At 68.1% G+C, this 25,648-nt stretch carries 30 protein-coding genes; 10 read left to right on the top strand and 20 right to left on the bottom strand.

Translation table 11 applies throughout. The features are described 5' to 3' along the window. Positions 1–11 precede the first annotated feature (11 nt). On the top strand, positions 12–866 hold the full coding sequence (locus DL991_RS14870) for an aminodeoxychorismate lyase (RefSeq protein WP_125784889.1): 855 nt from the start codon (positions 12–14) through the stop codon (positions 864–866). On the opposite strand, the gene DL991_RS14875 is transcribed toward DL991_RS14870, so the two are convergent. The 10 genes from DL991_RS14875 to DL991_RS14920 form a co-directional block, all read right to left on the bottom strand. Then, a complete protein-coding gene (locus tag DL991_RS14875) occupies positions 859–1,293 on the bottom strand; it encodes a TFIIB-type zinc ribbon-containing protein (protein WP_125784890.1) in 435 nt (144 codons plus the stop codon). The two genes, DL991_RS14870 and DL991_RS14875, sit on opposite strands and share 8 nt — an antisense overlap. Continuing rightward, entirely contained in the window at positions 1,290–1,703 is a 414-nt protein-coding gene (locus tag DL991_RS14880) for a hypothetical protein (RefSeq protein ID WP_125784891.1), read from the bottom strand. The genes DL991_RS14875 and DL991_RS14880 overlap by 4 nt, the downstream gene beginning before the upstream one ends. Then, positions 1,691–2,563, bottom strand: a complete 873-nt coding sequence (locus DL991_RS14885) for a biotin-dependent carboxyltransferase family protein (RefSeq protein ID WP_125784892.1) — start codon at positions 2,561–2,563, stop codon at positions 1,691–1,693. The genes DL991_RS14880 and DL991_RS14885 overlap by 13 nt, the downstream gene beginning before the upstream one ends. Beyond that, a complete protein-coding gene (gene pxpB / locus DL991_RS14890; RefSeq protein ID WP_125784893.1) occupies positions 2,560–3,171 on the bottom strand; it encodes a 5-oxoprolinase subunit PxpB in 612 nt (203 codons plus the stop codon). Before pxpB ends, DL991_RS14885 begins: the two co-directional genes overlap by 4 nt. A gap of 10 nt (positions 3,172–3,181) precedes the next feature. Then, the gene (locus DL991_RS14895; RefSeq protein WP_125784894.1) at positions 3,182–3,805 is read right to left on the bottom strand and encodes an FABP family protein; all 624 of its coding nucleotides are present in this window, start codon (positions 3,803–3,805) and stop codon (positions 3,182–3,184) included. 325 nt (positions 3,806–4,130) lie between these two features. Beyond that, the gene (locus DL991_RS14900) at positions 4,131–4,448 is read right to left on the bottom strand and encodes a DUF1416 domain-containing protein (RefSeq protein ID WP_125784895.1); all 318 of its coding nucleotides are present in this window, start codon (positions 4,446–4,448) and stop codon (positions 4,131–4,133) included. After that, positions 4,448–5,284, bottom strand: coding sequence for a sulfurtransferase (locus DL991_RS14905; RefSeq protein WP_125784896.1), 837 nt, complete (start codon positions 5,282–5,284; stop codon positions 4,448–4,450). Before DL991_RS14905 ends, DL991_RS14900 begins: the two co-directional genes overlap by 1 nt. 21 nt (positions 5,285–5,305) lie before the next feature. Next, entirely contained in the window at positions 5,306–5,740 is a 435-nt protein-coding gene (locus DL991_RS14910; protein WP_125784897.1) for a DUF4395 domain-containing protein, read from the bottom strand. Between the two features lie 242 nt (positions 5,741–5,982). Further along, entirely contained in the window at positions 5,983–6,402 is a 420-nt protein-coding gene (locus tag DL991_RS14915) for a thioredoxin family protein (protein WP_125784898.1), read from the bottom strand. 7 nt (positions 6,403–6,409) lie between these two features. Then, positions 6,410–7,303: a DUF2993 domain-containing protein gene (locus DL991_RS14920; protein ID WP_125784899.1), complete on the bottom strand. Its 894-nt coding sequence runs from the start codon at positions 7,301–7,303 to the stop codon at positions 6,410–6,412. Between the two features lie 143 nt (positions 7,304–7,446). Between DL991_RS14920 and DL991_RS14925 the strand changes: the two genes are divergently transcribed. The 6 genes from DL991_RS14925 to pstB all read left to right on the top strand — a co-directional run bounded on the left by DL991_RS14925 (position 7,447) and on the right by pstB (position 13,347). Further along, on the top strand, positions 7,447–8,202 hold the full coding sequence (locus DL991_RS14925) for a response regulator transcription factor (RefSeq protein ID WP_125784900.1): 756 nt from the start codon (positions 7,447–7,449) through the stop codon (positions 8,200–8,202). 75 nt (positions 8,203–8,277) lie between these two features. Then, positions 8,278–9,153 carry a mycothiol synthase gene (gene mshD, locus DL991_RS14930; protein WP_125784901.1) on the top strand — a complete coding sequence of 292 codons (876 nt, stop codon included), beginning with the start codon at positions 8,278–8,280 and terminating at the stop codon, positions 9,151–9,153. 229 nt (positions 9,154–9,382) lie between these two features. Next, the gene (gene pstS / locus DL991_RS14935; RefSeq protein ID WP_125784902.1) at positions 9,383–10,510 is read left to right on the top strand and encodes a phosphate ABC transporter substrate-binding protein PstS; all 1,128 of its coding nucleotides are present in this window, start codon (positions 9,383–9,385) and stop codon (positions 10,508–10,510) included. A 212-nt stretch (positions 10,511–10,722) separates the two neighbouring features. Continuing rightward, positions 10,723–11,640 carry a phosphate ABC transporter permease subunit PstC gene (gene pstC / locus DL991_RS14940; protein ID WP_125785013.1) on the top strand — a complete coding sequence of 306 codons (918 nt, stop codon included), beginning with the start codon at positions 10,723–10,725 and terminating at the stop codon, positions 11,638–11,640. A 2-nt stretch (positions 11,641–11,642) separates the two neighbouring features. After that, positions 11,643–12,560, top strand: coding sequence for a phosphate ABC transporter permease PstA (gene pstA, locus DL991_RS14945; RefSeq protein ID WP_125784903.1), 918 nt, complete (start codon positions 11,643–11,645; stop codon positions 12,558–12,560). Between the two features lie 10 nt (positions 12,561–12,570). After that, positions 12,571–13,347, top strand: coding sequence for a phosphate ABC transporter ATP-binding protein PstB (pstB, locus tag DL991_RS14950; protein WP_125679661.1), 777 nt, complete (start codon positions 12,571–12,573; stop codon positions 13,345–13,347). Positions 13,348–13,767: 420 nt separating this feature from the next. On the opposite strand, the gene phoU is transcribed toward pstB, so the two are convergent. The 9 genes from phoU to DL991_RS14995 form a co-directional block, all read right to left on the bottom strand. Continuing rightward, on the bottom strand, positions 13,768–14,430 hold the full coding sequence (gene phoU, locus DL991_RS14955) for a phosphate signaling complex protein PhoU (protein WP_125679662.1): 663 nt from the start codon (positions 14,428–14,430) through the stop codon (positions 13,768–13,770). An 80-nt stretch (positions 14,431–14,510) separates the two neighbouring features. Next, positions 14,511–16,514 carry an LCP family protein gene (locus DL991_RS14960; RefSeq protein WP_370306317.1) on the bottom strand — a complete coding sequence of 668 codons (2,004 nt, stop codon included), beginning with the start codon at positions 16,512–16,514 and terminating at the stop codon, positions 14,511–14,513. Positions 16,515–16,722: 208 nt separating this feature from the next. Then, a complete protein-coding gene (locus DL991_RS14965) occupies positions 16,723–17,451 on the bottom strand; it encodes a GGDEF domain-containing protein (RefSeq protein WP_125784904.1) in 729 nt (242 codons plus the stop codon). 65 nt (positions 17,452–17,516) lie between these two features. After that, entirely contained in the window at positions 17,517–18,128 is a 612-nt protein-coding gene (gene idi, locus DL991_RS14970; protein WP_125784905.1) for an isopentenyl-diphosphate Delta-isomerase, read from the bottom strand. Between the two features lie 58 nt (positions 18,129–18,186). Continuing rightward, positions 18,187–19,020, bottom strand: coding sequence for an alpha/beta fold hydrolase (locus tag DL991_RS14975; RefSeq protein ID WP_125784906.1), 834 nt, complete (start codon positions 19,018–19,020; stop codon positions 18,187–18,189). 22 nt (positions 19,021–19,042) lie between these two features. Next, entirely contained in the window at positions 19,043–20,188 is a 1,146-nt protein-coding gene (gene dusB / locus DL991_RS14980) for a tRNA dihydrouridine synthase DusB (protein ID WP_125784907.1), read from the bottom strand. 37 nt (positions 20,189–20,225) lie between these two features. After that, complete coding sequence (locus tag DL991_RS14985; protein ID WP_125784908.1) at positions 20,226–20,816, bottom strand: hypothetical protein; 591 nt, start codon at positions 20,814–20,816, stop codon at positions 20,226–20,228. A gap of 103 nt (positions 20,817–20,919) precedes the next feature. Next, positions 20,920–21,294: a HicB family toxin-antitoxin system gene (locus tag DL991_RS14990; RefSeq protein ID WP_125784909.1), complete on the bottom strand. Its 375-nt coding sequence runs from the start codon at positions 21,292–21,294 to the stop codon at positions 20,920–20,922. Further along, complete coding sequence (locus tag DL991_RS14995) at positions 21,291–21,506, bottom strand: hypothetical protein (protein ID WP_125784910.1); 216 nt, start codon at positions 21,504–21,506, stop codon at positions 21,291–21,293. Before DL991_RS14995 ends, DL991_RS14990 begins: the two co-directional genes overlap by 4 nt. Before the next feature lie 122 nt (positions 21,507–21,628). Here DL991_RS14995 and uppS point away from each other — a divergent pair, with 122 nt between their 5' ends. From uppS to DL991_RS15010, 3 genes are all read left to right on the top strand, one after another. Then, the gene (gene uppS, locus DL991_RS15000; RefSeq protein ID WP_125784911.1) at positions 21,629–22,387 is read left to right on the top strand and encodes a polyprenyl diphosphate synthase; all 759 of its coding nucleotides are present in this window, start codon (positions 21,629–21,631) and stop codon (positions 22,385–22,387) included. 72 nt (positions 22,388–22,459) lie between these two features. After that, positions 22,460–24,445, top strand: a complete 1,986-nt coding sequence (locus DL991_RS15005) for a DUF2339 domain-containing protein (protein ID WP_125785015.1) — start codon at positions 22,460–22,462, stop codon at positions 24,443–24,445. A gap of 43 nt (positions 24,446–24,488) precedes the next feature. After that, on the top strand, positions 24,489–24,890 hold the full coding sequence (locus DL991_RS15010) for a TIGR03667 family PPOX class F420-dependent oxidoreductase (RefSeq protein WP_125784912.1): 402 nt from the start codon (positions 24,489–24,491) through the stop codon (positions 24,888–24,890). 173 nt (positions 24,891–25,063) lie between these two features. Here the strand turns inward: DL991_RS15010 and DL991_RS15015 are convergent, their stop codons facing one another. Then, complete coding sequence (locus DL991_RS15015; RefSeq protein ID WP_125784913.1) at positions 25,064–25,615, bottom strand: superoxide dismutase family protein; 552 nt, start codon at positions 25,613–25,615, stop codon at positions 25,064–25,066. Positions 25,616–25,648 lie beyond the last annotated feature (33 nt).

Genomic DNA, 25,648 nt, shown 5'->3' on the forward strand with positions numbered 1-25,648 from the left:
ACCGTGTCCCCATGCGCGTGCTTGCCTTTCTCGACGGGACCCTGGCCGACCCCGAAGCCGCTCACCTGCGGGTAGACGACCTCGGGCTGCTTCGCGGTGACGGCGTGTTCGAGACGATCCTCGTCGTCGACGGTCGCCCTCGTGAGCTCCGCCCGCACCTCGAGCGGCTGGCCCGGTCCGCGGCCATGCTCGACCTGCCGGAGCCGGACCTCGCGGACTGGGAACGCGCCGCGCAGACCGTCATCGACAACTGGTCCGGCCCGGCCGAAATCGCGCTGAAACTGGTGTACACCAGGGGAATCGACGGCGATCCGGAAGCGAAGCCGTTCGGGTTCGCGCTCGGTGTCGAGATCGACGAGAAGGTCCAGCGGGCCCGTGTCGAAGGCGTCGCGGCGATCACCCTCGAGCGCGGTATCGAGCCCGATCTCGCCGAGCGCGCGCCGTGGCTGCTGCTGGGCGCGAAGTCGATTTCGTACGGCGTCAACATGGCCGCGCTGCGGGAGGCGGGCCGCCGCGGCGCGAGCGATGTGATTTTCACCGCCGCCGACGGTTCGGTCTTCGAAGGACCGACTTCGACGGTCGTCCTCGCGAAGGAGAGGACGATCTACACACCGCCGGCGACCATCGGCATCCTGCCCGGCACGACGCAGGCGGCGCTGTTCCGGGGTGCCGAGCGGGCGGGCTGGTCGGTCAAGGTCGAGCCGCTCAAGGTCTCGGACCTCATCGAGGGCGAGGGGCTGTTCCTCGCCTCGTCGGTCCGCAAGCTGACCAGGGTGCACACGCTCGACGGCGTCGCGCTCACCGACTCCAGCGCGATCCACGCCGAACTGGCCGCCGCGTACGAGAGCGAGTACGCGATCAGCTGAGCGTCGTCCGCAGCTTGGCGATGGTCCGGAGGACTTCGTCCCGGTGCTTCGCCGCCGTCATCCACGCGGGCAGTCGCGCGACCAAGGTCAGGCCGGGACGATCCCCGAGTCCGCGTTCCCTCAGCGTCGCCGCGACGAACCGTTCGATCAGGTCCAGGTGGCTGACGTGGAACGCCCAGAGGGTGTGCCCGCCACAGCAGTCGGCTCGCAGCCACAGCGGTTCGCGGAAGAACGGGTCGATCGGCCGGTTCCAGGCGCGATAGTCGGGGTCGGGGGGAAAGCGCACCAGGGCGCAGCCGGCGCAGGTCAGCCGTTCGGGTGTGACCGAGGCACAGCGCGAGCAGCGCGGGCAGGCGACCAGGATCGGCTCGTCCGCGAGATCGCCGATCCGGGTCTGGGGATCGCGGAACCGTGGGGTGTCCGTCAACCCAGCGGGCTGATGATCAGCAGGTGCGGCAGGATCGCTTCTTCGCGGTAGGCCGCGATCTTGTGGTGCCCGTCGAGGATCACCGCCGCGCCGGTGGTCTCCAGTACGACCGCGACCGGCCGGTGCCCGCTCTTGATCGCCGTCCGGTAGTAGCCGACCCGGGACACGTCGGCGGGCGGCCAGTCGGCGCTCGGGGTCAGGTAGCGGTCCTCGGCGAGTCGTTCGGGTCCGGTGACCTGGTATTCGCCGTCGGCGAAGAGATCGAGAAGCGGGCGGAGCGTGTCGCCGAGCGGACGCCGCATCTGACCGGTGGCCAGCGCGATCCGCAGCGACTGCGGGAGTTCGGGCTGGGTGGGGACCGAAGTTGTGTCGATGACACCTGTGCCACCGTCGACCGTTACCTGTTCCACACCTTCGTGGACGAGTGAAAGCGGAGAAGGGTTCCGGGTCGGGCCTGCGCGAGTGCCGGGAGTGACGCCTGTCTCACCACGGCCGCCACCGGGTAACCACCGGTAGTTGGATGATCCGCCAAGAACACCACCGGCAACCCGTTCGGCGGCACCTGGACGGCGCCGGTCAACAGGCCTTCGCTCGGCAGTTCCCGCTCCGCGTATTCGTCCCCGCGAGCCAAGGCCGGCCCGTCGAGCCGGAGCCCGACGCGGTTGGATTCCGCCGTCACCGTCCAGGTCTTCGCGAGCCCGGCCGCCAGGGTTTCGAACCAATGCGCCCGCGGCCCCGGGGCGACCAGTACGACGATCTCCGCCGGAGCCATCGCGGGCGAGACGACGTCGGCGCCTCCGGACACGGACGGCACGCCGAGAGGGAGGACGTCGCCCGCCTTCAGCGGCGCGGGCCCGATCTCCGAAAGGACGTCCCGCGAGCGGCTGCCGAGTTCCGCGGCGACCGTGATGCCGCCGGAAACCGCCAGGTAGCACCGCAAACCGGTGGCGGGTGCGCCGATCGACACGACCTGGCCCGCGGCCAGCCACACCGGCGCGTGGGAACCGACGTCGCGTCCGTCGACCTCGACGCCGACGGCCGGGCCGGTCACCGCGACGGTGCAGGACGCCGACGCGCGCAGTCGCAGTCCGCCGAACAGGCACTCGACGCCCGCGGCGTCCTCGGCGTTGCCGACGAGCCGGTTGGCCAGTTTCAGCGCCGGGACGTCCAACGCGCCGGACGGCGGGACACCGAGATGCGCGTAACCGGGCCTGCCGAGGTCCTGGATCAGCGCGAGCGGGCCGGTCTCGACCACTTCGAGCGCCCTCATCCCGCACTCCGGAACCGCACCCGGTCGCCGGGCGACAGCAGCGCGGGCGGGTCGGCGCGCGGATCGAACAGGACGGTCCGGGTGTGGCCGATCAGCCGCCAGCCACCGGGCGAGACGCGCGGGTAGACGCCGGTGAACTCGCCCGCGATCCCGACCGAACCCGGCGGCACGCGAGTGCGCGGAGTCGACAGCCGTGGCTGGCGCAGCGGCTCGGGAAGTCCTGTCAGGTAACCGAATCCCGGCGCGAAGCCGGTGAAGGCCACGGTGTAGACGGCGCCGGTGTGCAGCCGGACGACGTCCTCAGTGGACACTCCGGCGTCCCGCGCGACGAGTTCGAGATCCTCGCCGTCGTAGGCGACGTCGAGAGTGATCTCCCCGGGTTCGCCTTCGGGCGGATGTTCGAGATCGGCGTCCGCCAGCAGGTCACGGGCGGCCGCGAGAGCGCCGGAGCCAGGCGTTTCCACCACGAGCAGGCTGCGGGCGCCGGGGACGAGTTCGGCGATCCCCGGCGGGCGCGCGGACGAAATCGCGGCGTGTGCCGCGATCGTCTGTGCCAGGGAATCGCAGTCGAGCAGGGCGGCGTGCTCGCCGTAGGCACGCCACCGCATGGAAAGAGGGTCAGCCCACCACGCGACGCAGCAGCGCCGACGTGTGCGGCTGGAGTTCCTGGCCCATCATGGCGCGCTCCTCGACATAGCCGAGTTCGCCGTTGACGATGCCGTAGAGCCGCTGCGATGCCGTGACGTCCTTGGCGCTCGACGAGCGGACGACCGCGTCGGTGCCCAGCTCCCAGGCGGGAACCGAGGCCTTGCCACGCGGCTTGCCGTAGAAGAGTTCCACGATGCCGGTGTTGTGGGTCAGCAGCAGTTCGATCGTGTCGTCCGCCTGCGGACGCCAGAACCCGGATTCCCGCGCGGCCGGACGGATGACCTTGCCGTCCTCGTCGAGCAGCCAGGCACGCGCCTCGTGGATGAGGAACGGGCGGCCGTCGTGCGCGATGGTCAGCTGCATGCCGAACCGGTACGGGCCTTCGATGGTCGGGTAGTCGACCTCGCCCTCGCCGCGCCAGACGCCGACGAGCGGCAGCAGCGCCAGGCAGGCGTCGTTGAGGTTCGCTCCTTCGCGCAGGTTCGCCGTGTCGCCCGGGATGGGCATGTCGTCGAACTGCGGAAGGTTCCGGTCGCGCGTGTTTTCCGCGCGCTTCTCCGCGGCCTGGATGGCCTCGTCGCCATTAGCCGTCATCGGTCAGCGCTGGTCCGCGTAAAGCCGGTAGACGACGTACACGGCGAACCAGGTGATCGCGACGCCGGCGAGCACCAGCAAGGTCGTAAACAGGATCTCCACGCCACGGAGAATAGTCCCTGGCCTGACGCGCGGCGCCGCGAAGGGGTGGTGGTAGTGGCCACACGGTCTCCCAAAGGGCGCTCCGCGCCCGACGGAGACTTCACGTCGCGCGCCTCTTTGGGGCCGAAGGCCCACGGAAACGCGATGAAGGGGCGCCTTCCGCACTCACCGTGAGGTGGATGCGGAACGACGCCCCTTCGGCGCGTTTCCGTCAGCGCGCGACCTAAGACACAGCGATCGCCAGCTGGTGGACGCCGGGGCCCTGGGCGGTCACCGAGGCCTCGCCGTTGCCGGAGCGGTGCAGCGCGCGCACAGTCCAGTCGCCGGGGGCCGCGTAGAAGCGGAAGTCGCCGTCGGCCGACGAGACCACCTCGCCGGTGAAGTCGCCGCCGCCGTCCAGCAACCGCACGAAGGCGCCGCCGACGGGGCCCTCCGAACCGGTCACCTTGCCTGCCAGCACGACCTGGCCGCGGGTGTCGTAATCGGCGGGCGTGGCCTCCTGGACCGGTGCGCCGCAGCTGTCAGTGTCGTTGCTGGCCATCACTTAGCTCCCAACTCGACCGGCACGCCGACGAGCGAGCCGTATTCCGTCCATGAACCGTCGTAGTTCTTCACGGCGTCGTAGCCGAGGAGCTCGTGCAGCGCGAACCACGCGATGGACGAACGCTCGCCGATCCGGCAGTACGCGATCGTGGACTTCGACTCGTCGAGGCCCTCGTCGGAGTACAGCTCCTTGATCTCTTCCTCGGTCTTGAAGGTGCCGTCCTCGTTGGCGACCTTCGCCCACGGGACGTTCAGCGCGCCCGGGATGTGGCCGGGGACCTGCGACTGCTCCTGCGGCAGGTGCGCCGGGGCGAGCAGCTTGCCGGAGAACTCGTCGGGCGAACGCACGTCGACGAAGTTGCTGGAGCCGATGGCCTGGACGACCTCGTCGCGGAACGCGCGGATCGAAAGGTCCTGCTCCTTGGCCTTGTACTCGGCAGGCTCGCGCTTGACGTCCTCGGAGTTCAGCTCGCGGCCGTCGAGCTCCCACTTCTTGCGGCCGCCGTCGAGCAGCTGCACGTTCTCGTGGCCGTAGAGCTTGAAGTACCAGTATGCGTACGCGGCGAACCAGTTGTTGTTGCCGCCGTAGAGGATCACGCGGTCGTCGTTCGAGATGCCCTTCTCGGACAGCAGCTTCTCGAAGCCCTCCTTGTCGACGAAGTCGCGGCGGACCCCGTCCTGCAGGTCCTTGCGCCAGTCGAACTTCACCGCACCGCGGATGTGTCCGTTGTCGTACGCGGTCGTGTCCTCGTCGACCTCGATGAACACGACACCCGGGGTGTCCAGGTTCTCCTCGGCCCACTGGGTGGTGACCAGGACGTCTTCACGGCTCATGGAGCTGACTCTCTTTCTGGGTTAGGACGCGCGAGGGCTGGGGCTGAAACGTTTGATGAGCAGGTACATCTCGCAACCGAGACAGAAGTCGAACGCCGCGTTGAGGAAGGCCGCGAGCAGCGCGAACGCCGTCGCGACGAACCCGAGCGCGGTCGACCCGGTGGCGAAGCCGACGGTGCCGACGACGGCGAACACGAACCCGACGGCCTGCGCGAACCGCAGCGGGGCGGCGTCCTCGCGTTCGGTGGTCGGGCCGAGCCGCGGCGCGACCAGGTAGCGGTAGAGGAGGGAGTACGGCGCCGGCTTGAGCCCGATGAAGGCCCCGATCGCGAACACCACCGCCTGCGCCGCGAGCAGTGGCCACCACTGGGTGATGAGCACGACCGCGAGCACGATCGTCGTCAGGATGGCGGCGAAACGCGGACCACGGGGGTCGACGGCCGGTCCTGCGGACATGGTTCCTCCTGCGAACGAGAGGGAAGGTGCGTGCCGGAAGGGCACGCGCAGCGGCTTTGAAGACGCGTTCAGCGAACGCCGGGCTCAGCCGGACACAGGCTGCTGCGAACGCGGCACAGATCCACTGCGCGGCGCTGGGTCAGCAAGGTTCGGGGCAGCCTGTTCACGGGCACGAGGGTACGCAGAGCTCCCTCAGGTTGGGAACCGTGTTCACACCTTGGGACGCATCCCAAAATTCGGGATCAGACGTTCGCCAGATGGGGTTTCAGGGCTTCGAGAAGCTCCTGACCTCGGGGAACGCCGCCGACGCGGAAAACCTCCCGGCCGTCCGGCGTCAACGCCAGCGTCGTCGGAGTCCGCAATATCGAAAGTGCTTGAGCGACTTCGGGGGTCTCGGTGACGTCCAGATCGACGTGCGTGAGGCCGTCGGTCTTGTCCGCGAGCGCCGACAGGATCACGCGGGTGTGGCGGCACGGCGCGCAGAACGTCGTCGAGATCTGGACCAGGGTGACGCCTTCGGGCGCGAGGGCGTCCGAGACGCGGCCGGGCAGTGCGGGCGCGCCTGTCTTCGCCGCGCGGATGCGGCCGTTGCGCGCCTGGAGCAGCGCGCCCGCCACGCCGCCGAGCACCAGTACGCCCAGCAGCACCCACACCCCGGTCATCCGCAAGTCACCCCTGTGGCTTCGCTCCGCTGAAGGCGACGTTCTTGCCTTCACCCTTGATGGTCACCGAGCCGCTGTTCACGCGTACCGACGTCGGGGTCACCGAGAACGGCATCGCGCCGGTGTCGATGGTCGCGTTGAAGTTCGGCAGCAGCGCGTCCTGTACCGCTTGGGGAACGACGGTGGTCTCCTTGTCATTCCCGAACTGCAACCGCTTCGGCTCGATGCTGATCTTCTGGCCCTTGAGTTCGATCATCGCGAAGCAGAAGATCTCCACCTTCTGTCCGGCGATCTGCACGTTGCCCGACAGCCGGATGCCCGCGCTGGAACTGTCGATCGGTTCGCCCTGCGCGTTGGTGGTCGGCGGCGTCGTCTCGCTCTGGCCGTTCTCGCCGTTGCGGACGTAGTCCTCGGTGACCGGCTCGATCTTGAGGTTCTCGATCTTGTCGAGCGGGGCCTGCTTCGCGATGTCGGAAGCCTTGACGGTCACTTCGCCCTTGAGCGTGCCGATGACGATCGACTTCGTGTTGCCGGACGTCAGATCCGACAGCGGCGCCGTGACGTCACTCATGTCGGCGATGAAGTCCACGTCCCGCAGCTTCGGCGGGACGGCGACGCCCTGGGCGTTGATGGTGATGTGACTGTAGTCACCGGAAAGGGCCTGGGTCAGGAACGGGAAACCGTGCACCGTGACGGCCGGATCGTTGGGTAGAGCCAGCTGTTCGCGGGTCTTCTGGGAGATCGTGTGCTCGGCGAACGCCGCCGCCCCGAAATCGGCCCCGACCAGCAGCACCACCAGCACCGCGAGGGCGATGAGCCAGCCCCGGCCACGGCGCTTTCCTCGCTTGGCGGACCGGCCGGGGGACGGTCGGTCGTCATGCGCCACGGGCCTGCTCACCATTGCGTCGAATCTCCTTCGTAAACCTCTTTGGCCAGGTGTGATCGATCCAGCACGGGGTAGGTCCTCGGCTGTTCACCCGCTATTCTCACTAAGCACCGGCTGTAGCCACGTTCGAGGCGACCACGATTGAAGGCGGTGCGGCGATGAGCCTGGACCTTCTGGTACTGACCCCGGAAGCAGATGCCACCACGGTGCTCCCCGCCCTGGATCTGCTGCCCCACACCGTACGCGTCCGTGCTCCGGAAGTGACCGCACTGCTCGACGCGGGCCACCGCGACGTCATCGTCCTCGACGCCCGCAGCGATCTCGCCTCCGCGAAGAGCCTCTGCCGCCTGCTCAAGGGCGCCGGTGAGGACGAGACCTCCACGCCGGTCATCGCCGTCGTCGGCGAAGGCGGCTTGGTCGCGGTCAGCGCGGAATGGCGCACCGACGACATCCTCCTCCCGACCGCGGGTCCCGCCGAGGTCGACGCGCGGCTGCGGCTGGTCACCACCCGCGACGGCGCTTCCGCGCAGGTCGACGCCGAGCTCCGGGTCGGCGAACTGGTCATCGACGAGGCGACGTACACCGCGAAACTGCGCAAGCGCACCCTCGAACTCACCTACAAGGAGTTCGAACTTCTCAAGTACCTCGCGCAGCACGCCGGCCGGGTGTTCACCCGCGCCCAGCTGCTGCAGGAGGTCTGGGGCTACGACTTCTTCGGCGGCACGCGCACGGTCGACGTCCACGTCCGGCGCCTGCGCGCGAAGCTCGGGCCCGAGCACGAGCAGATGATCGGGACCGTGCGCAACGTCGGTTACAAGTTCGAGCGGCCCGCCAAAGGCACTGCTGCCGTGGCCAAGCAGGCCATCGCCCCGGACGCGAGCGTCTACGAGCCGAGCGAGCTTTCCTCGCACTGAGTCCCCTCTCCTGCCTGCGACAGACACTGACAAGACGCCCGGGCGCCCCACGGGTTCCCCGGTAGTGTCGGTTTCATGCTCGAACTGCTGTGGACCGGTGAACCGGAAACGGAAGAGATCCGCCGTTTCCTGCTTGCCGTACGTGAGGCCGACGGCCGCCCCGAGGACACCGGTTTCGCCGGTGGACAGCATCTTTTGGGACATGTCGACGGCGAGTTGGTCGCGTACGCGCACCTGGACACCGAAGGCGATTCGCACGGAAACCAGGTCGCCGAGCTTTTCGTTCATCCCGGGCACCGCCGCTCCGGGCACGGCAGGGCGCTCACCAAGGCGCTCGTCGACCACGTCGAGGGGAAGCCGCTGCGCGTCTGGGCGCACGGCGATCACCCCGCCGCGGTCCACCTCGCCGGTACCGAAGGCTTCGAGCGCGCGCGGGAACTGCTGATCCTGCACGCGGACGTCGAAGCAGCCGATTGGCCGGAACCCGTGACGCGCGAAGGCGTCACACTGCGCACCTTCGTACCCGGCCAGGACGAGGAAGCGATGGTCCGCGTCAACGCGCGTGCCTTCGACTGGCATCCCGAACAAGGCGCACTGACCGCCGACGACGTCCGCGCGACCGAGACCGAGGCCTGGTTCGACCCCGAAGGCTTCTTCCTCGCCGAGGAGAACGGTGAGGTCGTCGGCTTCCACTGGACGAAGGTCCACGGGGCCGTTCCCGGCCGGTTCGGCGGCGAGCCCGCAGGCGAGGTCTACGTCGTCGGCATCGATCCGGACGCGCAGGGCGGCGGCCTCGGCAAGGCGCTCACGCTCGCCGGGCTGCGGTATCTCCGCGATCGCGGACTCGGCCAAGTGATCTTGTACGTCGAAGGCGACAACGCCCCCGCACTCGCCGTTTATTCGAAGCTCGGCTTCACTCGATACGAGGTAGACGTTCAATACGCTCGGTAACCGTGTTCACACGTGCGGCACTTGACCGGTCACGGAGAGCAGACGCGCAGGTCACGGCCGGGACACGGACCACTTTCGGAGTAGTCGCGCTGCTCACATCGGCCGCCTTGTTCACTTGTCGTTCACCCTCTGACGGCCGCCTGTCCACTGTCGGTGCTTAGTGTCCGGGTCCGGAAGGAACGCTCCCGTTCCACCGATCCGGCGAAAGTCTCCCAGTGGAGGAAATGCAGTGAAGATCATGCGGCCCGCGGGCGCGATCGGCATCGTGGCCACCGCCGCCCTCGTGCTCGGCGCCTGTGGATCCGACCCGGCGGCGACCAAGCCCGGCAGCACCGGTGCCGCCGCCGCGCCCAGCGGCACGGCCGACGTCGATTGCGGCGGCAAGAACCCGCTTTCGGCCGAGGGCTCGTCCGCCCAGAAGACGGCGATCGACATCTTCGTGCAGGCCTACGCCGCCAAGTGCTCCGGCCAGAAGGTGAACTACAACCCCAGCGGTTCGGGCGCCGGCGTCAAGCAGTTCAACGGCAACCAGGTCGACTTCGCCGGATCCGACTCGCCGCTCAAGTCCGGTGAGGAAGCCGACAAGGCCAAGGCCCGCTGCGCCTCCGACGCGTGGAACCTCCCGCTCGTCATCGGCCCGGTCGCGGTCGCCTACAAGGTTTCCGGGGTCGACAAGCTGACCCTGACCCCCGAGGTCACCGCCAAGATCTTCAACGGCGGCATCACCAAGTGGAACGACCCGGCCATCAAGGCGGTCAAGGGCAACGAGAGCGTCAACCTGCCGGACAAGCCGATCCAGGTCATCTCCCGCACCGACGAGTCGGGCACCACCGACAACTTCCAGAAGTACCTGAAGGTCGCCTCGAAGGGCGCCTGGACCCAGGGCGACGGCAAGAAGTTCAACGGTGGCGTCGGTAACGGTGCCGAGAAGTCCAACGGTGTGGCCAGCGCGGTCAAGGCCACCGACGGCGCCATCACCTACGTCGAGTCCGCCTTCGCGAAGGACGGCCTCAACTCCGCCCTGATCGACAGCGGCTCCGGCGGTGTCGAGCTGACCGCGGCGAACGTCGCCAAGTCCCTCGACGCGGCGAAGTTCAAGAAGGAGGGCTCGAACGACCTCGCCCTCGACCTCGACGCGATCTACGGCAGCAACGTCGCGGGCGCGTACCCGGTCATCCTCGCCACCTACGAGATCGTCTGCTCGAAGTACGCCGACGCCGAGGTCGCCAAGGCCGTCAAGGCCTTCCTGACCGTCGCCGCCACGGACGGCCAGAAGCCGCTCGGGGACAAGGGTTACGTGCCGATCCCGCAGAGCCTGCAGGACAAGGTCCTGACCGCTGTCAAGGCCATCGCCTGATCCTGTTTGCCAACCTTCAGGTTGATCAGTAAAGACAGGCTGGACAGAAGTAGTCGATGAGCGATTCATCTTCGCCCAGAACGCCCACCGGCGACCCCGGTGGGCGTTCTGGCGTCCGCGAGACCTTCACGGAGGACCCGATTTCGGAGCAACCTGCCGCGTCACCGCCCGAGAAGTCCTCGGTGCCGCTCGCGAGCCCCAATTCCAGGACGGTGCGACCCGGTGACCGCATCTTCCAGTTCCTGACCACCGGTGCCGGCGTCTTCGTCGTCGGCCTGATCGGCCTGATCGGACTGTTCCTGCTGGTGCAGGCCATTCCGGCGCTCCAGGCCGACGAAGCGAGCTTCCTGACGAGCCAGGTCTGGCAGACCGATCCGGGCGACATGCGGTTCGGCATCATGGGCCTGCTGCTGGTCACGGTCTACTCGTCGCTGCTGGCGCTGATCATCGCGATGCCGATCTCGCTCGGTATCGCCCTCTTCCTGACCCACTACGCGCCGAAGCGGCTGGCCCGGCCGTTCGCCTACGTGATCGACCTGCTCGCCGCGGTCCCCTCGATCATCTACGGCCTGTGGGGCCTGATGGTCTTCGCGCCGACGATCGAGCCCTTCTCCCAATGGGTCAACGACACCTTCTCGTGGATCCCGATCTTCGCGGCGGGCAACGTCTCGCCGGACATGCGCGGCACGATCTTCACCGCGGGCATCGTGCTCGCCGTGATGATCCTGCCGATCATCACGTCGCTGTCCCGCGAGGTGTTCGAGCGGACCCCGACCCCGCACATCGAAGGCGCGCTGGCGCTGGGCGCCACCCGCTGGGAGGTCATCCGCACCACGGTGCTGCCGTTCGGCAAGGCGGGGTACATCGGCGCCTCCATGCTCGGCCTCGGCCGCGCGCTCGGCGAGACGATCGCGCTCGCGATCATCCTGACCGGCGCGGTGGGCCGCGAGTTCACCTGGAGCCTCTTCGACGGCGGCGCCACCTTCGCCTCGAAGATCGCGGCGGACTACGCGGAACTCAACAACGAGATCTCGGCGGGCGCGTACATCGCCGCCGGCCTCGTGCTGTTCCTGCTGACGTTCATCGTCAACTTCGCCGCGCGATCCATCATCGCCAAGAAGGGGGACTGAGCATGTCCACCACGCTCGAGAAAACCCCCGCCACCACCCCCGCCTTCCAGCAGGTCAGCCTCGCGCGGAAGGCCAAGAACGGCCTCGCCACGGGCCTGATCTGGCTGTCGTTCCTGATCGCCGTCGTGCCGCTGGTGTGGCTGCTCGCCACGGTGGTCATCAACGGTGTCAAGCGGATCCCCTACAGCAACTGGTGGACCGAGGACTTCGGCTCGGTGCTGTCGGACGAGGTCGGCGGCGGTGTGGCACACGCCGTCATCGGCTCGGTGCTGCAGGGTGTGGTCTGCGCGATCATCGCGGTCCCGATCGGCATGCTGGTCGCGATCTACCTGGTCGAGTACGGCCGCGGCAAGCTGGCGAAGACCACGACGTTCATGGTGGACATCCTCTCCGGTGTCCCCTCCATCGTCGCGGCGCTGTTCATCTACGCGCTGTGGATCACCACGTTCGGCCTCCCGCGCAGCGGTTTCGCCGTGTCGCTCGCCCTGGTGCTGCTGATGATCCCGGTAGTCGTGCGGTCCTCGGAGGAGATGCTGCGGATCGTCCCCGACGACCTGCGCGAAGCCTCCTACGCGCTCGGCGTGCCGAAGTGGAAGACGATCATGAAGATCGTCCTGCCGACCGCGCTGTCCGGCATCATCGGCGGCATCATGATGGCGCTCGCCCGGGTCATGGGCGAGACCGCGCCGCTGCTGGTCCTCGTGGGCTACTCCGCCTACGTGAACTGGGACATCTTCGGTGGCGAGCAGGCCGCTCTGCCGCTTCTGATGAACAACGAACGGGTCAGCAACCCGTTCGACGAAGGTACCGTCGCGTTCGACAGGATCTGGGGTGCCGCGCTCACCCTGGTGCTGATCATCGCGATCGTGAACCTCCTCGCCATGCTCTTTGCCCGTCTTGTCGCCCCGAAGAAGAAGTGAGCTGTTTGAGATGGCCAAACGAATCGACGTCAAAGACGTGGACATCTACTACGGCAAATTCCACGCCGTGGACGGCGTCACCCTCTCGGTGCCGCCGCGGAACGTCACCGCGTTCATCGGCCCTTCGGGCTGCGGCAAGTCGACGGTGCTGCGCACGCTGAACCGCATGCACGAAGTCATCCCCGGCGCCCGCGTCGAGGGCGAGGTGCTGCTCGACGGCGAGGACATCTACGGCGCAGGCGTCGACCCGGTGCAGGTCCGCCGCACCATCGGCATGGTGTTCCAGCGGCCCAACCCGTTCCCGACGATGTCGATCCGCGACAACGTCGTGGCGGGCCTCCGCCTCGGCGGCGCCAAGGGCAAGAAGGAACTCGACGAGGTCGCCGAGCGCGCGCTGCGGGGCGCGAACCTGTGGAACGAGGTCAAGGACCGGCTCAACAAGCCGGGCGGCGGCCTCTCCGGTGGCCAGCAGCAGCGGCTCTGCATCGCGCGGGCGATCGCCGTGCGACCCGACGTGCTGCTGATGGACGAACCGTGCTCCGCGCTCGACCCGATCTCGACGCTCGCCATCGAGGACCTCATCGGCGAGCTCAAGAAGGAATACACGATCGTCATCGTGACCCACAACATGCAGCAGGCGGCGCGGGTCTCGGACCAGACGGCGTTCTTCAACCTGGCGGGCGTCGGCCAGCCGGGGCGCCTGGTGGAGCTGAACGACACCGAGAAGATCTTCTCGAACCCGGATGAGAAGGCGACCGAGGACTACATCTCGGGCCGGTTCGGCTGAGTCTTTTTGCGCGTGAAGGCCCCCTTCCCTCGGCTGAGCCGAGGGAAGGGGGCCTTTCTCGCGCTTGGGGTCTGGGGCGTGCGGGCAGGCTGAGGCGACGTTGCGAAAGCCACTTTCGCAACGCTGAAGGTTGCGAAAGTGGCTTTCGCAACCCTTCCCGGGCGGCCTGGCCAGTTGAGTGCCGGTGCGGGTGGTCGTGAGTGGCGATTCGGGTTCTAACCCGAATCGCCACTCACGACCCGCGCGAGGTCGGCCCCGTGCTTGCCCGAGGCAGGTCGCGAAAGCCACTTTCGCGACGCTGGGTGTCCCGGAAAGTGGCTTTCGCGACACCCGCGCAGGGCGGTCGTGAGCACTGAGCCGTTGACACAACGAAGGGCCCTTCACCGCGGCACATGCGGCGAAGGGCCCTTCGGCGAGTCCCTACAGCTCGTCGGGCCCGTAGCCGGGCATCTTGCCGGTCACCACGAAGATCATCCGGCGCGCGACCGAGACGGCGTGGTCGGCGAAGCGCTCGTAGAAGCGGCCCAGCAGGGTGACGTCCACGGCCGCGGCGACGCCGTGGTCCCAGTTCCGGTCCATGATGACGGTGAACAGGTGCTTGTGGATCTCGTCGACCTCGTCGTCGTCCGACTCGATCGTGCGGGCGGCCTCGACGTCCTTGGACTTGATGACCTGCTCGACCTGGCGGGCCAGGCTCACCCCGACCTCGCCCATCTTGGCGAAGTCGGCCTTCACCTCGTCGGGCAGCACCGGGTCCGGGTGGCGGCGGCGCGCGGCCTTGGCCACGTGCAGCGCCAGATCGCCCATCCGTTCCAGGCTTTCCGCCGCGTGGATCGCGGCGAGGACGGTCCGCAGGTCGGTCGCGACGGGTGCCTGCAGTGCCAGCAGCGCGTACGCCTGCTCCTCGCATTCGGCGCGCGCGTCGTCGACCTTCGCGTCGTCGCTGATCACCTGCTCGGCGAGTCCGAGATCGACCTCGAGCAACGCCCGGGTCGCCCGCTCCATCGCGTCGGCGACCTGGAGGGACATGCTCGCTAGGTTCTCGGCGAGCTGTTCGAGTTCGACATGGTAAGCCTCACGCATGGCCCAACCCTACGGGGAACGGGCACCAAAAGCCGCATCCCAGAGTGAACCCGACGTGAACCCGGACTAACGAATGATCCTCAGCCTGAGCTGGTGCTCTTCTTGGCGCCGCCGGACTTGGCGGAGCCGGTCGGAGCGGCCGCCGTGTCGCTCGCGGGAGGCGCCGGCGCCTTCTCTTCCAGCGGGGTGTTGTTGATCAGCGCGTCGAAGACGGCCTTCGCCCGGCTCTGCACCAGGACCTCGTTGCCGCGCTTGTTCGCCTCTTCGGTGGTGGGCACCGTAAGGAACTTGACCTTGTCCGATCCCATCCCGCGCATCGACTTCGCCAGCGTCATCATCTGCTTGATGCCGAGGTTCTCGCCGAAGGTGGCCTTGGCGAACGCGTCGATGAAACCGCTGAGCTTGCCGGTGTCCAGGATGACGTCCTTCGACATCACCGTCTTCAGCAGCGCGCCGAGGAAGGCCTGCTGCCGTTTGATCCGGCCGTAGTCCGACGTCGGGTCGCCCTTGACGTGCCGCGCCCGGACGTAGTTCAGCGCCTGGTCGCCGGAGATCCGGACCTCGCCCGCCTGCGGGACGATCATGCCGAGCGTGGTGTCGTCGACCGGCTTCTCGTTGTACACGGTGACGCCTTGCACGGCGTCGACCATGGATTTGAAGCCGTTGAAGTCGATCCCGACGAAGTGGTTCATCTTCATGCCGGTGATCTGCTGGATGACCTTCGTGACGCACTGCGGGCCGCCGACCGCGTAGGCCGTGTTCAGCTTCGCGATCTTCTGCGGCGGCGAGGTCTCTTCCTTGTACGACGACGTCGCCGGGTCCCAGCGCTTGCATTCGGGGCGGCTGATCTCGAGGTCGCGGGGGAAGGACACCATGACGACGCGCTGCCGGTCGGCGGGGACGTGCGCGATCATCACCGTGTCCGAACGGGCGCCCGGGGTGCCGTCCGCGTCGCCGACGCCGTCTTCGGCGGCCGCGCCGTCACGGCTGTCGGAGCCGACCATCAGGAAGTTCTCGTCGCCGGTCTGACCGGCGGCGTCCTGGATGTCGGCCGAGTCCTCGTCGAGCGAGGCGACGTTGTTGAACTTCGCGTCGAACCAGGTCTGGGCGCCCCAGGCCGAACCGATGGAGAGGAACACGAGCGCGGCGACCACGGCGGCCGCGATCCGGCCCGCCTTGGCCGTCTGCTTGGTCTTGCGTTCCTTCTTCTCCTGCAGGCGGGTCTGCGGCGACGATTCCCCGGAGGCCTCGGCAGGCTCGGAATCGGTGGTCGTGACCACGCGCTGCAAGGCCGTGCGGGTCTGCTCCAGCAGCGCGGCGGGACGGGAAGCGAGCCGCTCGCGGCGCTCGCGCTTCTTGGCCTCTTCGGCCTCGAGTTCGTCGTGCGCGGCGGAGAACCGGGCGAGCGTGTGGTCGATCTTGCGCTTGGTGATCGTCGCGTCGTCGATCGCTTCGAGCTCGTCGGTCATCGTGAGCCGGTCCATCTCGGACCGCGGCGGGACACCGGGCGAGAGGGACGGCTGCGGGACCGGGGCGACCGGTGCCTGCTGCACCGGCCGCTGCGGCGGGCGGCGGGGACGACGCGGAGGCGCCGGGGCGACGGGCTGCTGCTGCGCGCCCGGGTTCACCACCGGCGGACGGCGCTGCGTCGGCGCTTCGGGGGTGGGAGCGGCCTGAGGAGTGCGGCGCGGCTGGCGTGCGCGAGGCGGGCGCGGGGTCTCCGCGGGCGGCGTCTGAACAGGCGGTGCGGCGGGGTTGGCCGCACGAGGCGCGGGAGCCGGGCTTTCGACGGGGGCGGCCGGACGAGGCCGACGCGGTGCGGGCGGCTCCACCCTGGCGGCACGCGCACCGGGTCTCGGAGGCTCGGGAGACGGCTCGTCCTGTCGAAGACGGCGCGGAGCGGGCGCCTCGGCGGCGGGGTCGAAGATCGGGCGCTCACCGGTATGACGTGCGACGACGTCGGAAACGCTGATCCCGCCGTGGGTGTCCATCGAGCGGCGTCGAGCCCTGCGGCCGCGCTCACCGGAACTTCTCTCCGTTTGGCTGTGGCGACCGGTCCCCGGGTTGTGGTGCTCGTCGGGCACTCGGTCTCCTTTCACGAATCGGTCGAAGCTCTTTCGTTATCGTACGGACACCTCGGGTTCGTGACGACAACCATCCCGGAATTTTCTTCACCCAAGGTACCGAGAAGCGCCGAGCGGTCCATGCGATCGGGTGAGCGGTCGTGGTTAAAGCTGCGTTAAAAGGTTCGAAACCGCTACGCAGAGTGCGAGTGTTGGCCGAGTGAGTGGCCTAGGTGCCGGCTGAGTCCGCGGCGTTCATCGGATGCGGAATCGTCCGTGAAGATTCCGCATCGTGATAGGCGACTTTGTTCCGTCCTGCCCGTTTCGCCATATACAACAAAGCGTCGGCACTGCGCAACTGTCGTTCCGGTTCCATCGCGGGATTCGGTTCCGCGCGGCTCTCGTGCGAGAGTCCCACGCTGATCGTCACCGACAGACCGGGCCGGATCCGGCGCCACGGATGGCGGGCCACCCGGATACGGGCGGTGTCCGCGATGCGCACGGCGCGGGCGGCGTCGACGTCCGGGATGACGAGCGCGAACTCCTCGCCGCCGTAGCGGGCGCAGAACGCCTCGGGCGGCAGCCCCTGCTGCAGCAGATCGGCCACTTCACGTAGCACCCGGTCGCCGACGAGATGCCCGAAAGTGTCGTTGACGCCCTTGAACAGGTCGAGGTCGACCAGCGCGATCGCGATCCCCGGCGGGCCGCGGTGGTCGACCGCCGGGCCGTGCAGCCACTGGTCGAGGTAGCGGCGGTTGTAGCTGGACGTCAGCGTGTCCCGCAGGCTGCCTGCCCGGGCGAGGTCGAAGGCGGATTTGAGGTGGTGATAGGCGCGGCGCCAGTCACCCTGGGTGGCGAGCACCCCGGCGATCGACTCGTGGAGGCTGAGCAGATCGGTGCTCGGCGCGCCCGATGGGAGCGCGGCCTCGTCGTCGGCTGCCACGCTCACCTCCGCCACGAATTGGTTTTCGTCGTATAGGAGGGATCTCTTGAGGTATGAGTACGGTCCAAAGTGAATATCGCTCAAGTGGACGACGGTCGAGCACCATTGTCACGCACCGAAGTGCCGTTCCGTAAGGCCGAAAACGGCTCGGCGTCTTTGAGCTGCGAAAACTGATCTTTCGCCCAGTAACTCACGTCAGTCACATCGTCATTCAGCAACAGTGCGTAATCATTCCAGCTCACCCAGCGCCAGTCGCCGACCTCGTCCGGATGCGGTTCCGGATCGTCGTCGACCCAGGCGACGAAGACGGGGCAGAACTCGTTCTCGACCACTCCATCGAATGGCGGCGTCGAGTAGCGGTACGCCGGAAGGACGCAGCGGAGCCCGTTCAGCCGGGGCAAGCCGAGCTCGAAGGCGGCGCGGCGCCGGACGGCCTCTTCGATCGGCTCACCCGGTGCGGGATGCCCGCAGACACTGTTGGTCCAGACCCGGGGCCACACCTTCTTGGTGGCGGCGCGGCTGGTGATCAGCAGGGCCTGGTCACTGCTGCGCAACAGGTAACAGGAGAACGCCAGGTGCAGCCTGGTGTGCTCGTGGTGCGCGGCCAGCTTGGGCGCGGTTTCGCCGGTCGGCTCGCCGTCCTCGGTGACGTAGACGATGCGTTCGGTGTCCACTTCGGTCGTTTCGCTCACCGGACCCACTGAACCAGCAGGCTCGCTGTAACCGGTACCGCGACCAGAGTTACCCCTGTTAGTGGGATGAGAGGTGCTCCACGAGCAAAGAAGTGACGGCTTCGGGCGCCTCTTCGACCACCCAGTGGGAGGCGTCCTCGATCATCTCGAAGCGGTACGGGCCGGTGACCCGGTTCGCGGTGTCGAGCGCGGCCGTCGACCCGAAGGCGGCGTCCTCGGTGCTCCAGATGTAGAGCGTCGGAACCTCGATCGGCCCGATCCTCCCGCCGGGACGGCCGGCGCGGTACCAGTTGAGCGCGGCGGTCAGCGCGCCCGGTTCGGACAGTCGCCGGACGTACTCGTCGACCTTGCTCGGCGGCAGCTTCCAGTCGAACAGGCGGCGCAGCGCGTCGGCGTTGTTCTCGAGCATCCGCCGTTCGGTGACGCGGGTCTGCCGCCATTCGGTCATGTACCCCGACCGGAGGTGCTGGTCCTCGTCGGTCTTCATGGCCTCCGCCAGCGCCGCCGGATGCGGCGTCGAAATCACCGCGAGACTGCGGAGCCTGCCGGGATGCGCGTCGGCCGTCCACCACGCGACGGCGCCGCCCCAATCGTGTCCGACGAGATCGAATTCGTTCCACCCCAAGCGATCCGCGATCGCGATGACGTCACCGACGAGGTTGTCGATGGTGTACTCGGACGCCTGCTCCGGCCGGACGTCCGGCGAGTAACCGCGCTGATCCGGTGCCACCGCGCGATAGCCCAGCACGCCGAGCGTCGCGACCTGGTGCTCCCATTCCACCGCGGCCTCGGGGAACCCGTGCAGCAACAGGACGGGACGGCCGTCTTCGGGGCCCGCCGCGATGGCGTCGAAGGAACCGGCGTCGGTGGGAATGGTCAGCTGCTCGATCACGACGCCGACTTTACGGGGACGGTCAGCCGCCCGAGTGCATGTCCTCGGCTTCGGGGACGCAGTCGTCGTCCGGGTCGTCGAGCCAGCCGTGCGGCAGCGTGACCTTGCCCGGCGAACCCTGCCGCCCGCGCGGCCCGGTGGCGGCACTGGGGAACGGGGCGTCGTGGTCGAGCTTGGCGATGAGATCGTCGAGTTCGTCCATCCCGGACAACATCGCGAAACCGCGGCGAAGTTCGGAGCCGACCGGGAAACCCATGAAGTACCAAGCCATATGCTTGCGGATGTCCCGCATCGCCTTGTCGTGGCCGTCGTGTTCGACGAGCAGTTCCGTGTGGCGGCGCAAGACTTTCGCGACCTCGCCGAGATTCGGCGGTGTGGGCTGCGGACGCCCGGCGAAGGCGGCTTCCAGCTCGCCGAACAGCCAAGGCCTGCCCAGGCAACCGCGTCCGACCACGACACCGTCGCAGCCGGTCTCGTCGACCATGCGCAACGCGTCCTCGGCGGAGAAGATGTCGCCGTTGCCGAGCACCGGGATACTGGTGACGGCTTCCTTGAGCGCCGCGATCTTCGTCCAGTCGGCCTGGCCGGAGTAGCGCTGCGCGGCGGTGCGCGCGTGCAGGCTGACCGCCGCCGCGCCCTCCGCCTCGGCGATCCGCCCGGCGTCGAGGTACGTGAGATGGTCGTCGTCGATGCCCACCCGGAACTTGACCGTGAACGGCACGCCCGCCTCGGCCGCGGCCTTCGCCGACTCGCGCACGATGTCCGCGAACAGCTTGCGCTTGAACGGCAACGCCGCGCCGCCGCCCTTGCGCGTCACCTTCGCCACCGGGCAGCCGAAGTTGCTGTCGATGTGGTCGGCGAGCCCCTCGCCGGTGATGATGCGGACGGCCTCGGCCATGGTCTTGGGGTCGACCCCGTAAAGCTGCATGGACCTGGGCTTTTCGTTCTCGCCGAAGGTCATCATGTGCATGGTGCCGGGGTGGCGTTCGACCACCGCGCGGGCGGTGATCATCTCGCAGACGTAGATACCCGCGCCGTACTCCTGGCACAGCTGCCGGAACGCGACGTTGGTGATGCCCGCCATGGGAGCGAGCACGACCGGCGGATCGACCTCGTAGGGGCCGATCTTCAGTGCGGGCCTGCTCAGGGTGGCTGTCACGTCCTCCATTGTCGCCTGTGGTGTCTGTCACTCGCAGGTGGGCCGCCTACTTGTTCCAGACGATGACCTTGCCGCGAATCGTGGCACCGGCGGCGATCACGTCGAACCGGAAGACCCGTCCTTCCGCCGTCTTCCCGCAAACATGGCTGGAAGCGACCAGATCCCCCGTGTATTTTTGGCCACGCTCCGCGACGGCGGACGTGCACTCGTCCTTGCCAGGTACCGAGTCGGTTTGCCATTCGGCGAGCTTGGCTGCCTCGCCTTGGACCGTCAGAGCCCGGCCGAGCGGATAGATGTACTTGCCCGCGAGGTACCGCGGGGGATTGAAGTCGAGGTTGAACTCTCCCCACTCGAATTCTTCGGACGAAAAGTAGACTCCGGCACCGTTCCCGGCTGGCGAGGGCGGGACCGACTTGCTCACGGTCGCCTGGATTTCTCCAGGCGCGGACTGGGTGACCGTGACGGTCCCCGCCGGGACGGTCACCGCCGAGGCCGCCTTGGGTTCCGGCGCGCTCTCGCGGCCGATGAAGAACCCCGCGCCCGCCAGCGCGGTGACCAGTGCGGCGATGGCCGTGATCCATTGATGGCCGAGTTGACCCCAGCCGCTCTTCTTTGTGGATTCCTGATCATCACTCATGATGCCCCCCTGACCCTCCGTGATCGGGGTAACACCTTAGTGGGCGAGCGTGACCCTCATGAGTTCGGCCTGATCATCCGATTTTGTCTCGCAGGCGAGTTCGTCAGGACGACTTCGCCAATTGGCTGACTCGCTGGAACGACATGCCGAGCACTTCGCCCGCTTCGCGTTGTGAAACGCCGAGCGCGAGCAGTTCTTGAACCGCCGCACGGTGTTCGGCGGCGGCTTCGGCCTGCTTGCGCTGGGCCTCTTCGCGCAGGACTTCGGCGCGGGCTTGGTGGTCCTTCACAGAACTCGGCAGGTGCACCTCGAGGTGTAGGTCGTACTCGTCCTCGGCACCGTCCATGATTTCGATGAGCTCGTTGGCCATCGTCACGACGTCCTTGTAGCGGAGAGCCTGGGTCGATCGATCGATCTCGCGGACCCGGATCAGCCAGAACCTTCCATCGCGAGTGACTTCGGCGTGGTAGGTCTTCACTTCCTCCACCATCCTTTCCCTAGGACGCCTTCGCATTCCTTGAAAATGTCGACGGCGAAGACCTCGCCCAGTTCGGTATGGCGCGGGATGGGCACCACCACGCCGTTCAAGGTGTAGATCGTGTGGTTGGCACCTTCCCGTTCCAGGATCCATGCCGCGCGTTGCCGCCTGGCGGCGACAGCGATCTTCTTGATGACCTCTCGTCTTCTCACAGCGTATGTCTAGGCAGGGGTAGACGCAAGCGTCAAGGGCGGCCTAGACATCTCCTGAGATGGGATGAACAACCGCCTGTGATTGCCTTCGCGCACAACCCGATTTCGGTAGCTTCGCCTCCATGACCGTCCGGACCAGACTCGACGACCTCTACGCTCGACGGCTCCGCGCCCGTCTTCGCCGAGGCCCGCTACCGCGGCACGTCGGCGTGATCATCGACGGCAACCGTCGCTGGGCTCGCCAGATGGGTTTCGAGGACGTCCGCGAGGGGCATCGGCACGGCGCCCGGCACATCGCGCGGTTGATGACGTGGTGCGAAGGCCTCGGCATCGGGCACGTGACGGTGTATCTCGCTTCGGTCGACAATCTGACGAAGCGTGCGTCGCCGGAGATGGCCTTCTTGATGCAGGTGATCGAGGACGTCGTGCGTGACCGGCTCACCGCGCCGGGTGCGAACTGGCGTGTCGTGCCTGTGGGGCGTCTCGACATGCTGCCGTCGTCCACGGCCGAGGTGCTGAAGCGGGCCGAAGAGGACACTCGCGGCGCGACGGGGCCTGAGCTGACTCTCGCCATCGGGTACGGAAGCCGCGAGGAGATCGTCGACGCCGTACGCGATCTCGTGCTCGAGGGCGCCGCGGACGGCAAGTCCCTTGTGGAGATCGCGGAAACCGTTTCCGTGGACGCCCTTTCCGCGCATCTGTACACGGTGGGCAGTCCCGATCCGGACCTGATCATCCGGACGAGTGGCGAAGTCCGGCTGTCCGGATTCCTGCTTTGGCAGGCGAAGGATTCCCAGCTGTACTTCTGCGACGCCAACTGGCCGGGCTTCCGGTACGTCGACCTTCTGCGGGCCCTCCGGGTGTGGGCTCGATCGCGATGATCTTGCAGGTCGCGACCACATCGTCATCACGATTGAGTAGTGCTACGGATCCATCGGCGGGTCTCAGGCCGCATGCTGATCGCCATGACCACCGATGGGGATGTGCTCCTCAGGCTCGCCGGGGAGATCGACGACCTTGGGGCCCGCCTCGCGCGGGTCGGTACGGAGCTGCGGACCGTCCGATCAGGAGCGGAGCCGACGCGCGAAGAGGTGCCTGAGCAGGCGTCTCAAGAGCAGGCCGCGCAGCAGGCAGAGCAGCAGGCACCCCAGGCCGAGCAGGCCCAGCCGCAACCCGAGCAGGCCCAGCAGCCGCCAGCCGAGCAGCCCCAGCCGCAGGCTCAGCAGGCGCCGCAGCCCCAGGTGCCGCAGCAGCCGTACCCCCACTACCAGCACCCGCAGTACGCCCACTACCAGCAGCAATACCAGCAGGCCCAGTACCAGCAGGCGCAGTACGCGCAGTGGCAGCAACAGCAGTACCGGCAGCAGCACGCGCCGCAGCAGCCCTACCGCCCGTATCAGCCGGCCCCGAAGGTCACGCTCGGCGAGAAGCTGAGCAAGGAAGGCGCCGGCAGCAGGCTGCTGGCCTGGATCGGTGGCGCGGTCACGCTGCTGGGTGTGGTGCTGTTCCTCGTGCTCGCGATCCAGCGTGGCTGGTTCGGCCCGTTGCCGCGGGTGCTCGGGGGCGCCGTGCTCGGCGCGGCGCTGGTCGGGATCGGGCTTCGCCTGCACCGCACGCCGGCGGGCCGCACGGGTGCGTTCGCGCTCGCCGCCACCGGCATCGGCGCGCTGTACCTCGACGCCATCGCCGCGACGACGATGTACGAGTACCTCCCGGCCTACGCCGGTCTCGCGATCGGGCTCCTGATCGCGGTCGGCGGGTTGCTGCTGGCCGTGCGGTGGAAGTCTTCGCTGCTCGCCACGGCCGTCGTGCTCGGCTGTGTGGTCTGCGCGCCGATCATCACGCAGGGTTTCACCCCGCAGCTGGTCGCGTTCCTGCTGGTGGTCCAGGTCGCTTCGACGCCGGTGCAGTTGCGCCAGTCGTGGCCGTCGGTGGCGGTCGCGGCCGGGATCCCGCCGCTGGTCGCGTCGGTCTTCAGTACGGCGTTCACCGGTTTCGGTGGCAGCACGGCGAACACCGCCGCCGCGCTGGCCGCGGGAGGCGTCGCACTCGCGCTGGCTCTGATCGTCACGGCCAAGCGGCCGGGGGACGCCGCCGCGCTCGCCCTGCTGGCCGTCGCGCCGGCGCCGTCGTTGCTCGCCGCGTTGTTCCTGCCGAAGACCCCGGCCGTGCTCGTCACCGCGTCGGTGGCGCTGGTGCTGCTCGGGGTGTGGGCGGCCGGGCAGTGGCTCGACGGCTGGACGGGTGACCTCGCGGGTGCCGCCGGGCTCCTCGCGGCCCTGCAGACGACGATGACGCTGTTCGACGGCAGTGCCCGTTCGGCGATCCTCATCGGCGAAGGCGTTCTGCTGGCACTGGTCGCGCTGTGGACGAAGAAGCACGTGGCGCTCTTCGGCGGGCTGGGCTTCGCCGTCATCGGCGGCATGATCGCGCTGGCCTTCGACGTCCCGCCGACGCTGTTCTTCCTGGTCAGGAACCGGCCGGACGCCGACCTCGCCGCCTCCTTGCTGGTGGCCGTCGCGATCCTGGCCGTCTCGATCACGCTTCCGTGGGTCGCGCACCGGCTCGGGCTGTTCAAGGCCGCGTCGGAGAACGTGGTGCCGTGGCTCTTCGCCGGGGTCTGCGGGCTCTACGGGGCGGGCGCGATGGTGCTGTGCGGCGCGCTGCTGGCCGTCCCCGGCCGCTCGGGTTTCCTGGTCGGCCACGTGGTGATCACGGTGTCCTGGACGGTCGCCGCGCTGGTGCTGCTCATCCGCGGCATCTCCGCGGTCAGCCTGCGGGTGATCGGGTTCGTGCTGGTCGGGGCGGCGGTGCTGAAGCTGGTGCTGTTCGACCTCTCCGCGCTCGACGGTCTCGCCAGGGTCGCCGCCTTCCTCCTCGCCGGTCTGGTGTTGCTCGGCGCCGGGACGCGCTACGCGAAACTCGTCGCGTCCCGCTGAGCGGACGAGGAAGAAATGTCGGTGGGTCGTGGTTGGGTCGGGCATGAGCTACCGACCCGACCCGCGGCTCGCCGAGCGGGCGAAGGAGAACGTCGCCTGGCTGACCACGATCAGCCCGAAGGGACGCCCTTCGCCCCGCCCGGTGTGGTTCGTACTCGACGGCGACGACATCATCGTCTTCAGTCAGCCGGACACGGCGAAGACCCGGCACATCGAGGCCAACCCCGAGGTCAGCCTCCACTTCAACAGCGACGAGCACGGCGGCTCGATCCTGGTGATCGGTGGCAGGGCCGAGATCCTGCCGGACGGCCTCCCCTCGGAACAGCCGGGTTACCTCGAAAAGTACGAGAAGCACTACCCGGCGATCGACTACGACATCGCGAAGTTCGACAAGGAGTACGGCGCCCGGATCAGGATCCGGCCCGAACGCACCTGGGGGTTCTAGGCGCTGTCCTGTGAGTGTGTTCGATGGGCTTCGTGATCCAGGTGGTTCCTGGCGGTGCGGGCGGATCGGCCTCGTACCGGGTCGTACTCGGCCGCGTCCGCCCGTGCCGTCAGGGACCGCCTGGGCGCGAAGACCGCGAACATGACTTGCAGGACAGCGCCTAGGAAACGCCGCTAGAAGCCGACGGTCACACAGGCCAGCCTGGCGCCCGCGGTCCCCGCGTGTCCCGGGTCGGTGTGCGTATGCGTTTCGTGGATCACGATGGAGTTCGCGCGCCGATCGGTGAACGTCCAGTCCACTTTGGACACGGCGGCGCCGCGGCCGGTGGCGTCGGTGGTGAGGTCGAGCCAGATCTCGTTGCGGGGGTTGGCGTAGGCCGGATCCACCGATGGCTTCACCGGGTCTTCGACGTTCTGGTAGTGCGGGCCGGCGAGGTCTCCGGTGGCGCCGCACGGCTTCGTGTGCGCGTGGGCGCCGTATTCGCGGTTGGGCAGCAGGCCGGTCACGAGGACCGCGGTCGAGGTGCCGTGGGCCTTGGACGTCAACCCGAAGACGTGCGCGCGGGCGCCGGGCGGCACCAGATCGGGTTTGTAGATCGTGAGGCCGCTCTTGGCGGTGATCACGTGGACGCGGGAACCGGGGACGGCGGTGGCCGGCCCGGCGCCGGCGGTCAGGGCCAACGCGGCCGCGGACAGGACGAGGGCGAGTGTGGGGACGGGGCGCATGCCCCCTGCCTAGTCCGCCCGAATCGGACACGC

It is taken from the genome of Amycolatopsis sp. WAC 01375, from assembly GCF_003947325.1.
Taxonomy (GTDB): Bacteria; Actinomycetota; Actinomycetes; order Mycobacteriales; family Pseudonocardiaceae; genus Amycolatopsis.

What these genes read in the sequence shown, in the direction of transcription:
- DL991_RS14885 (WP_125784892.1), bottom strand. Translation starts at nt 2,563, where the DNA reads ATGAGGGCGCTCGAAGTGGTCGAGACCGGCCCGCTCGCGCTGATCCAG.
- uppS (WP_125784911.1), top strand. Translation starts at nt 21,629, where the DNA reads ATGACCGTCCGGACCAGACTCGACGACCTCTACGCTCGACGGCTCCGC.
- phoU (WP_125679662.1), bottom strand. Translation starts at nt 14,430, where the DNA reads ATGCGTGAGGCTTACCATGTCGAACTCGAACAGCTCGCCGAGAACCTA.
- DL991_RS15015 (WP_125784913.1), bottom strand. Translation starts at nt 25,615, where the DNA reads ATGCGCCCCGTCCCCACACTCGCCCTCGTCCTGTCCGCGGCCGCGTTG.
- DL991_RS14895 (WP_125784894.1), bottom strand. Translation starts at nt 3,805, where the DNA reads ATGACGGCTAATGGCGACGAGGCCATCCAGGCCGCGGAGAAGCGCGCG.
- pxpB (WP_125784893.1), bottom strand. Translation starts at nt 3,171, where the DNA reads ATGCGGTGGCGTGCCTACGGCGAGCACGCCGCCCTGCTCGACTGCGAT.
- DL991_RS14905 (WP_125784896.1), bottom strand. Translation starts at nt 5,284, where the DNA reads ATGAGCCGTGAAGACGTCCTGGTCACCACCCAGTGGGCCGAGGAGAAC.
- DL991_RS15010 (WP_125784912.1), top strand. Translation starts at nt 24,489, where the DNA reads ATGAGCTACCGACCCGACCCGCGGCTCGCCGAGCGGGCGAAGGAGAAC.
- pstB (WP_125679661.1), top strand. Translation starts at nt 12,571, where the DNA reads ATGGCCAAACGAATCGACGTCAAAGACGTGGACATCTACTACGGCAAA.
- DL991_RS14925 (WP_125784900.1), top strand. Translation starts at nt 7,447, where the DNA reads ATGAGCCTGGACCTTCTGGTACTGACCCCGGAAGCAGATGCCACCACG.
- DL991_RS14870 (WP_125784889.1), top strand. Translation starts at nt 12, where the DNA reads ATGCGCGTGCTTGCCTTTCTCGACGGGACCCTGGCCGACCCCGAAGCC.
- pstA (WP_125784903.1), top strand. Translation starts at nt 11,643, where the DNA reads ATGTCCACCACGCTCGAGAAAACCCCCGCCACCACCCCCGCCTTCCAG.
- DL991_RS14900 (WP_125784895.1), bottom strand. Translation starts at nt 4,448, where the DNA reads ATGGCCAGCAACGACACTGACAGCTGCGGCGCACCGGTCCAGGAGGCC.
- DL991_RS14915 (WP_125784898.1), bottom strand. Translation starts at nt 6,402, where the DNA reads ATGACCGGGGTGTGGGTGCTGCTGGGCGTACTGGTGCTCGGCGGCGTG.
- DL991_RS14985 (WP_125784908.1), bottom strand. Translation starts at nt 20,816, where the DNA reads ATGAGTGATGATCAGGAATCCACAAAGAAGAGCGGCTGGGGTCAACTC.
- DL991_RS15005 (WP_125785015.1), top strand. Translation starts at nt 22,460, where the DNA reads ATGCTGATCGCCATGACCACCGATGGGGATGTGCTCCTCAGGCTCGCC.
- dusB (WP_125784907.1), bottom strand. Translation starts at nt 20,188, where the DNA reads ATGGAGGACGTGACAGCCACCCTGAGCAGGCCCGCACTGAAGATCGGC.
- DL991_RS14910 (WP_125784897.1), bottom strand. Translation starts at nt 5,740, where the DNA reads ATGTCCGCAGGACCGGCCGTCGACCCCCGTGGTCCGCGTTTCGCCGCC.
- mshD (WP_125784901.1), top strand. Translation starts at nt 8,278, where the DNA reads ATGCTCGAACTGCTGTGGACCGGTGAACCGGAAACGGAAGAGATCCGC.
- DL991_RS14920 (WP_125784899.1), bottom strand. Translation starts at nt 7,303, where the DNA reads ATGGTGAGCAGGCCCGTGGCGCATGACGACCGACCGTCCCCCGGCCGG.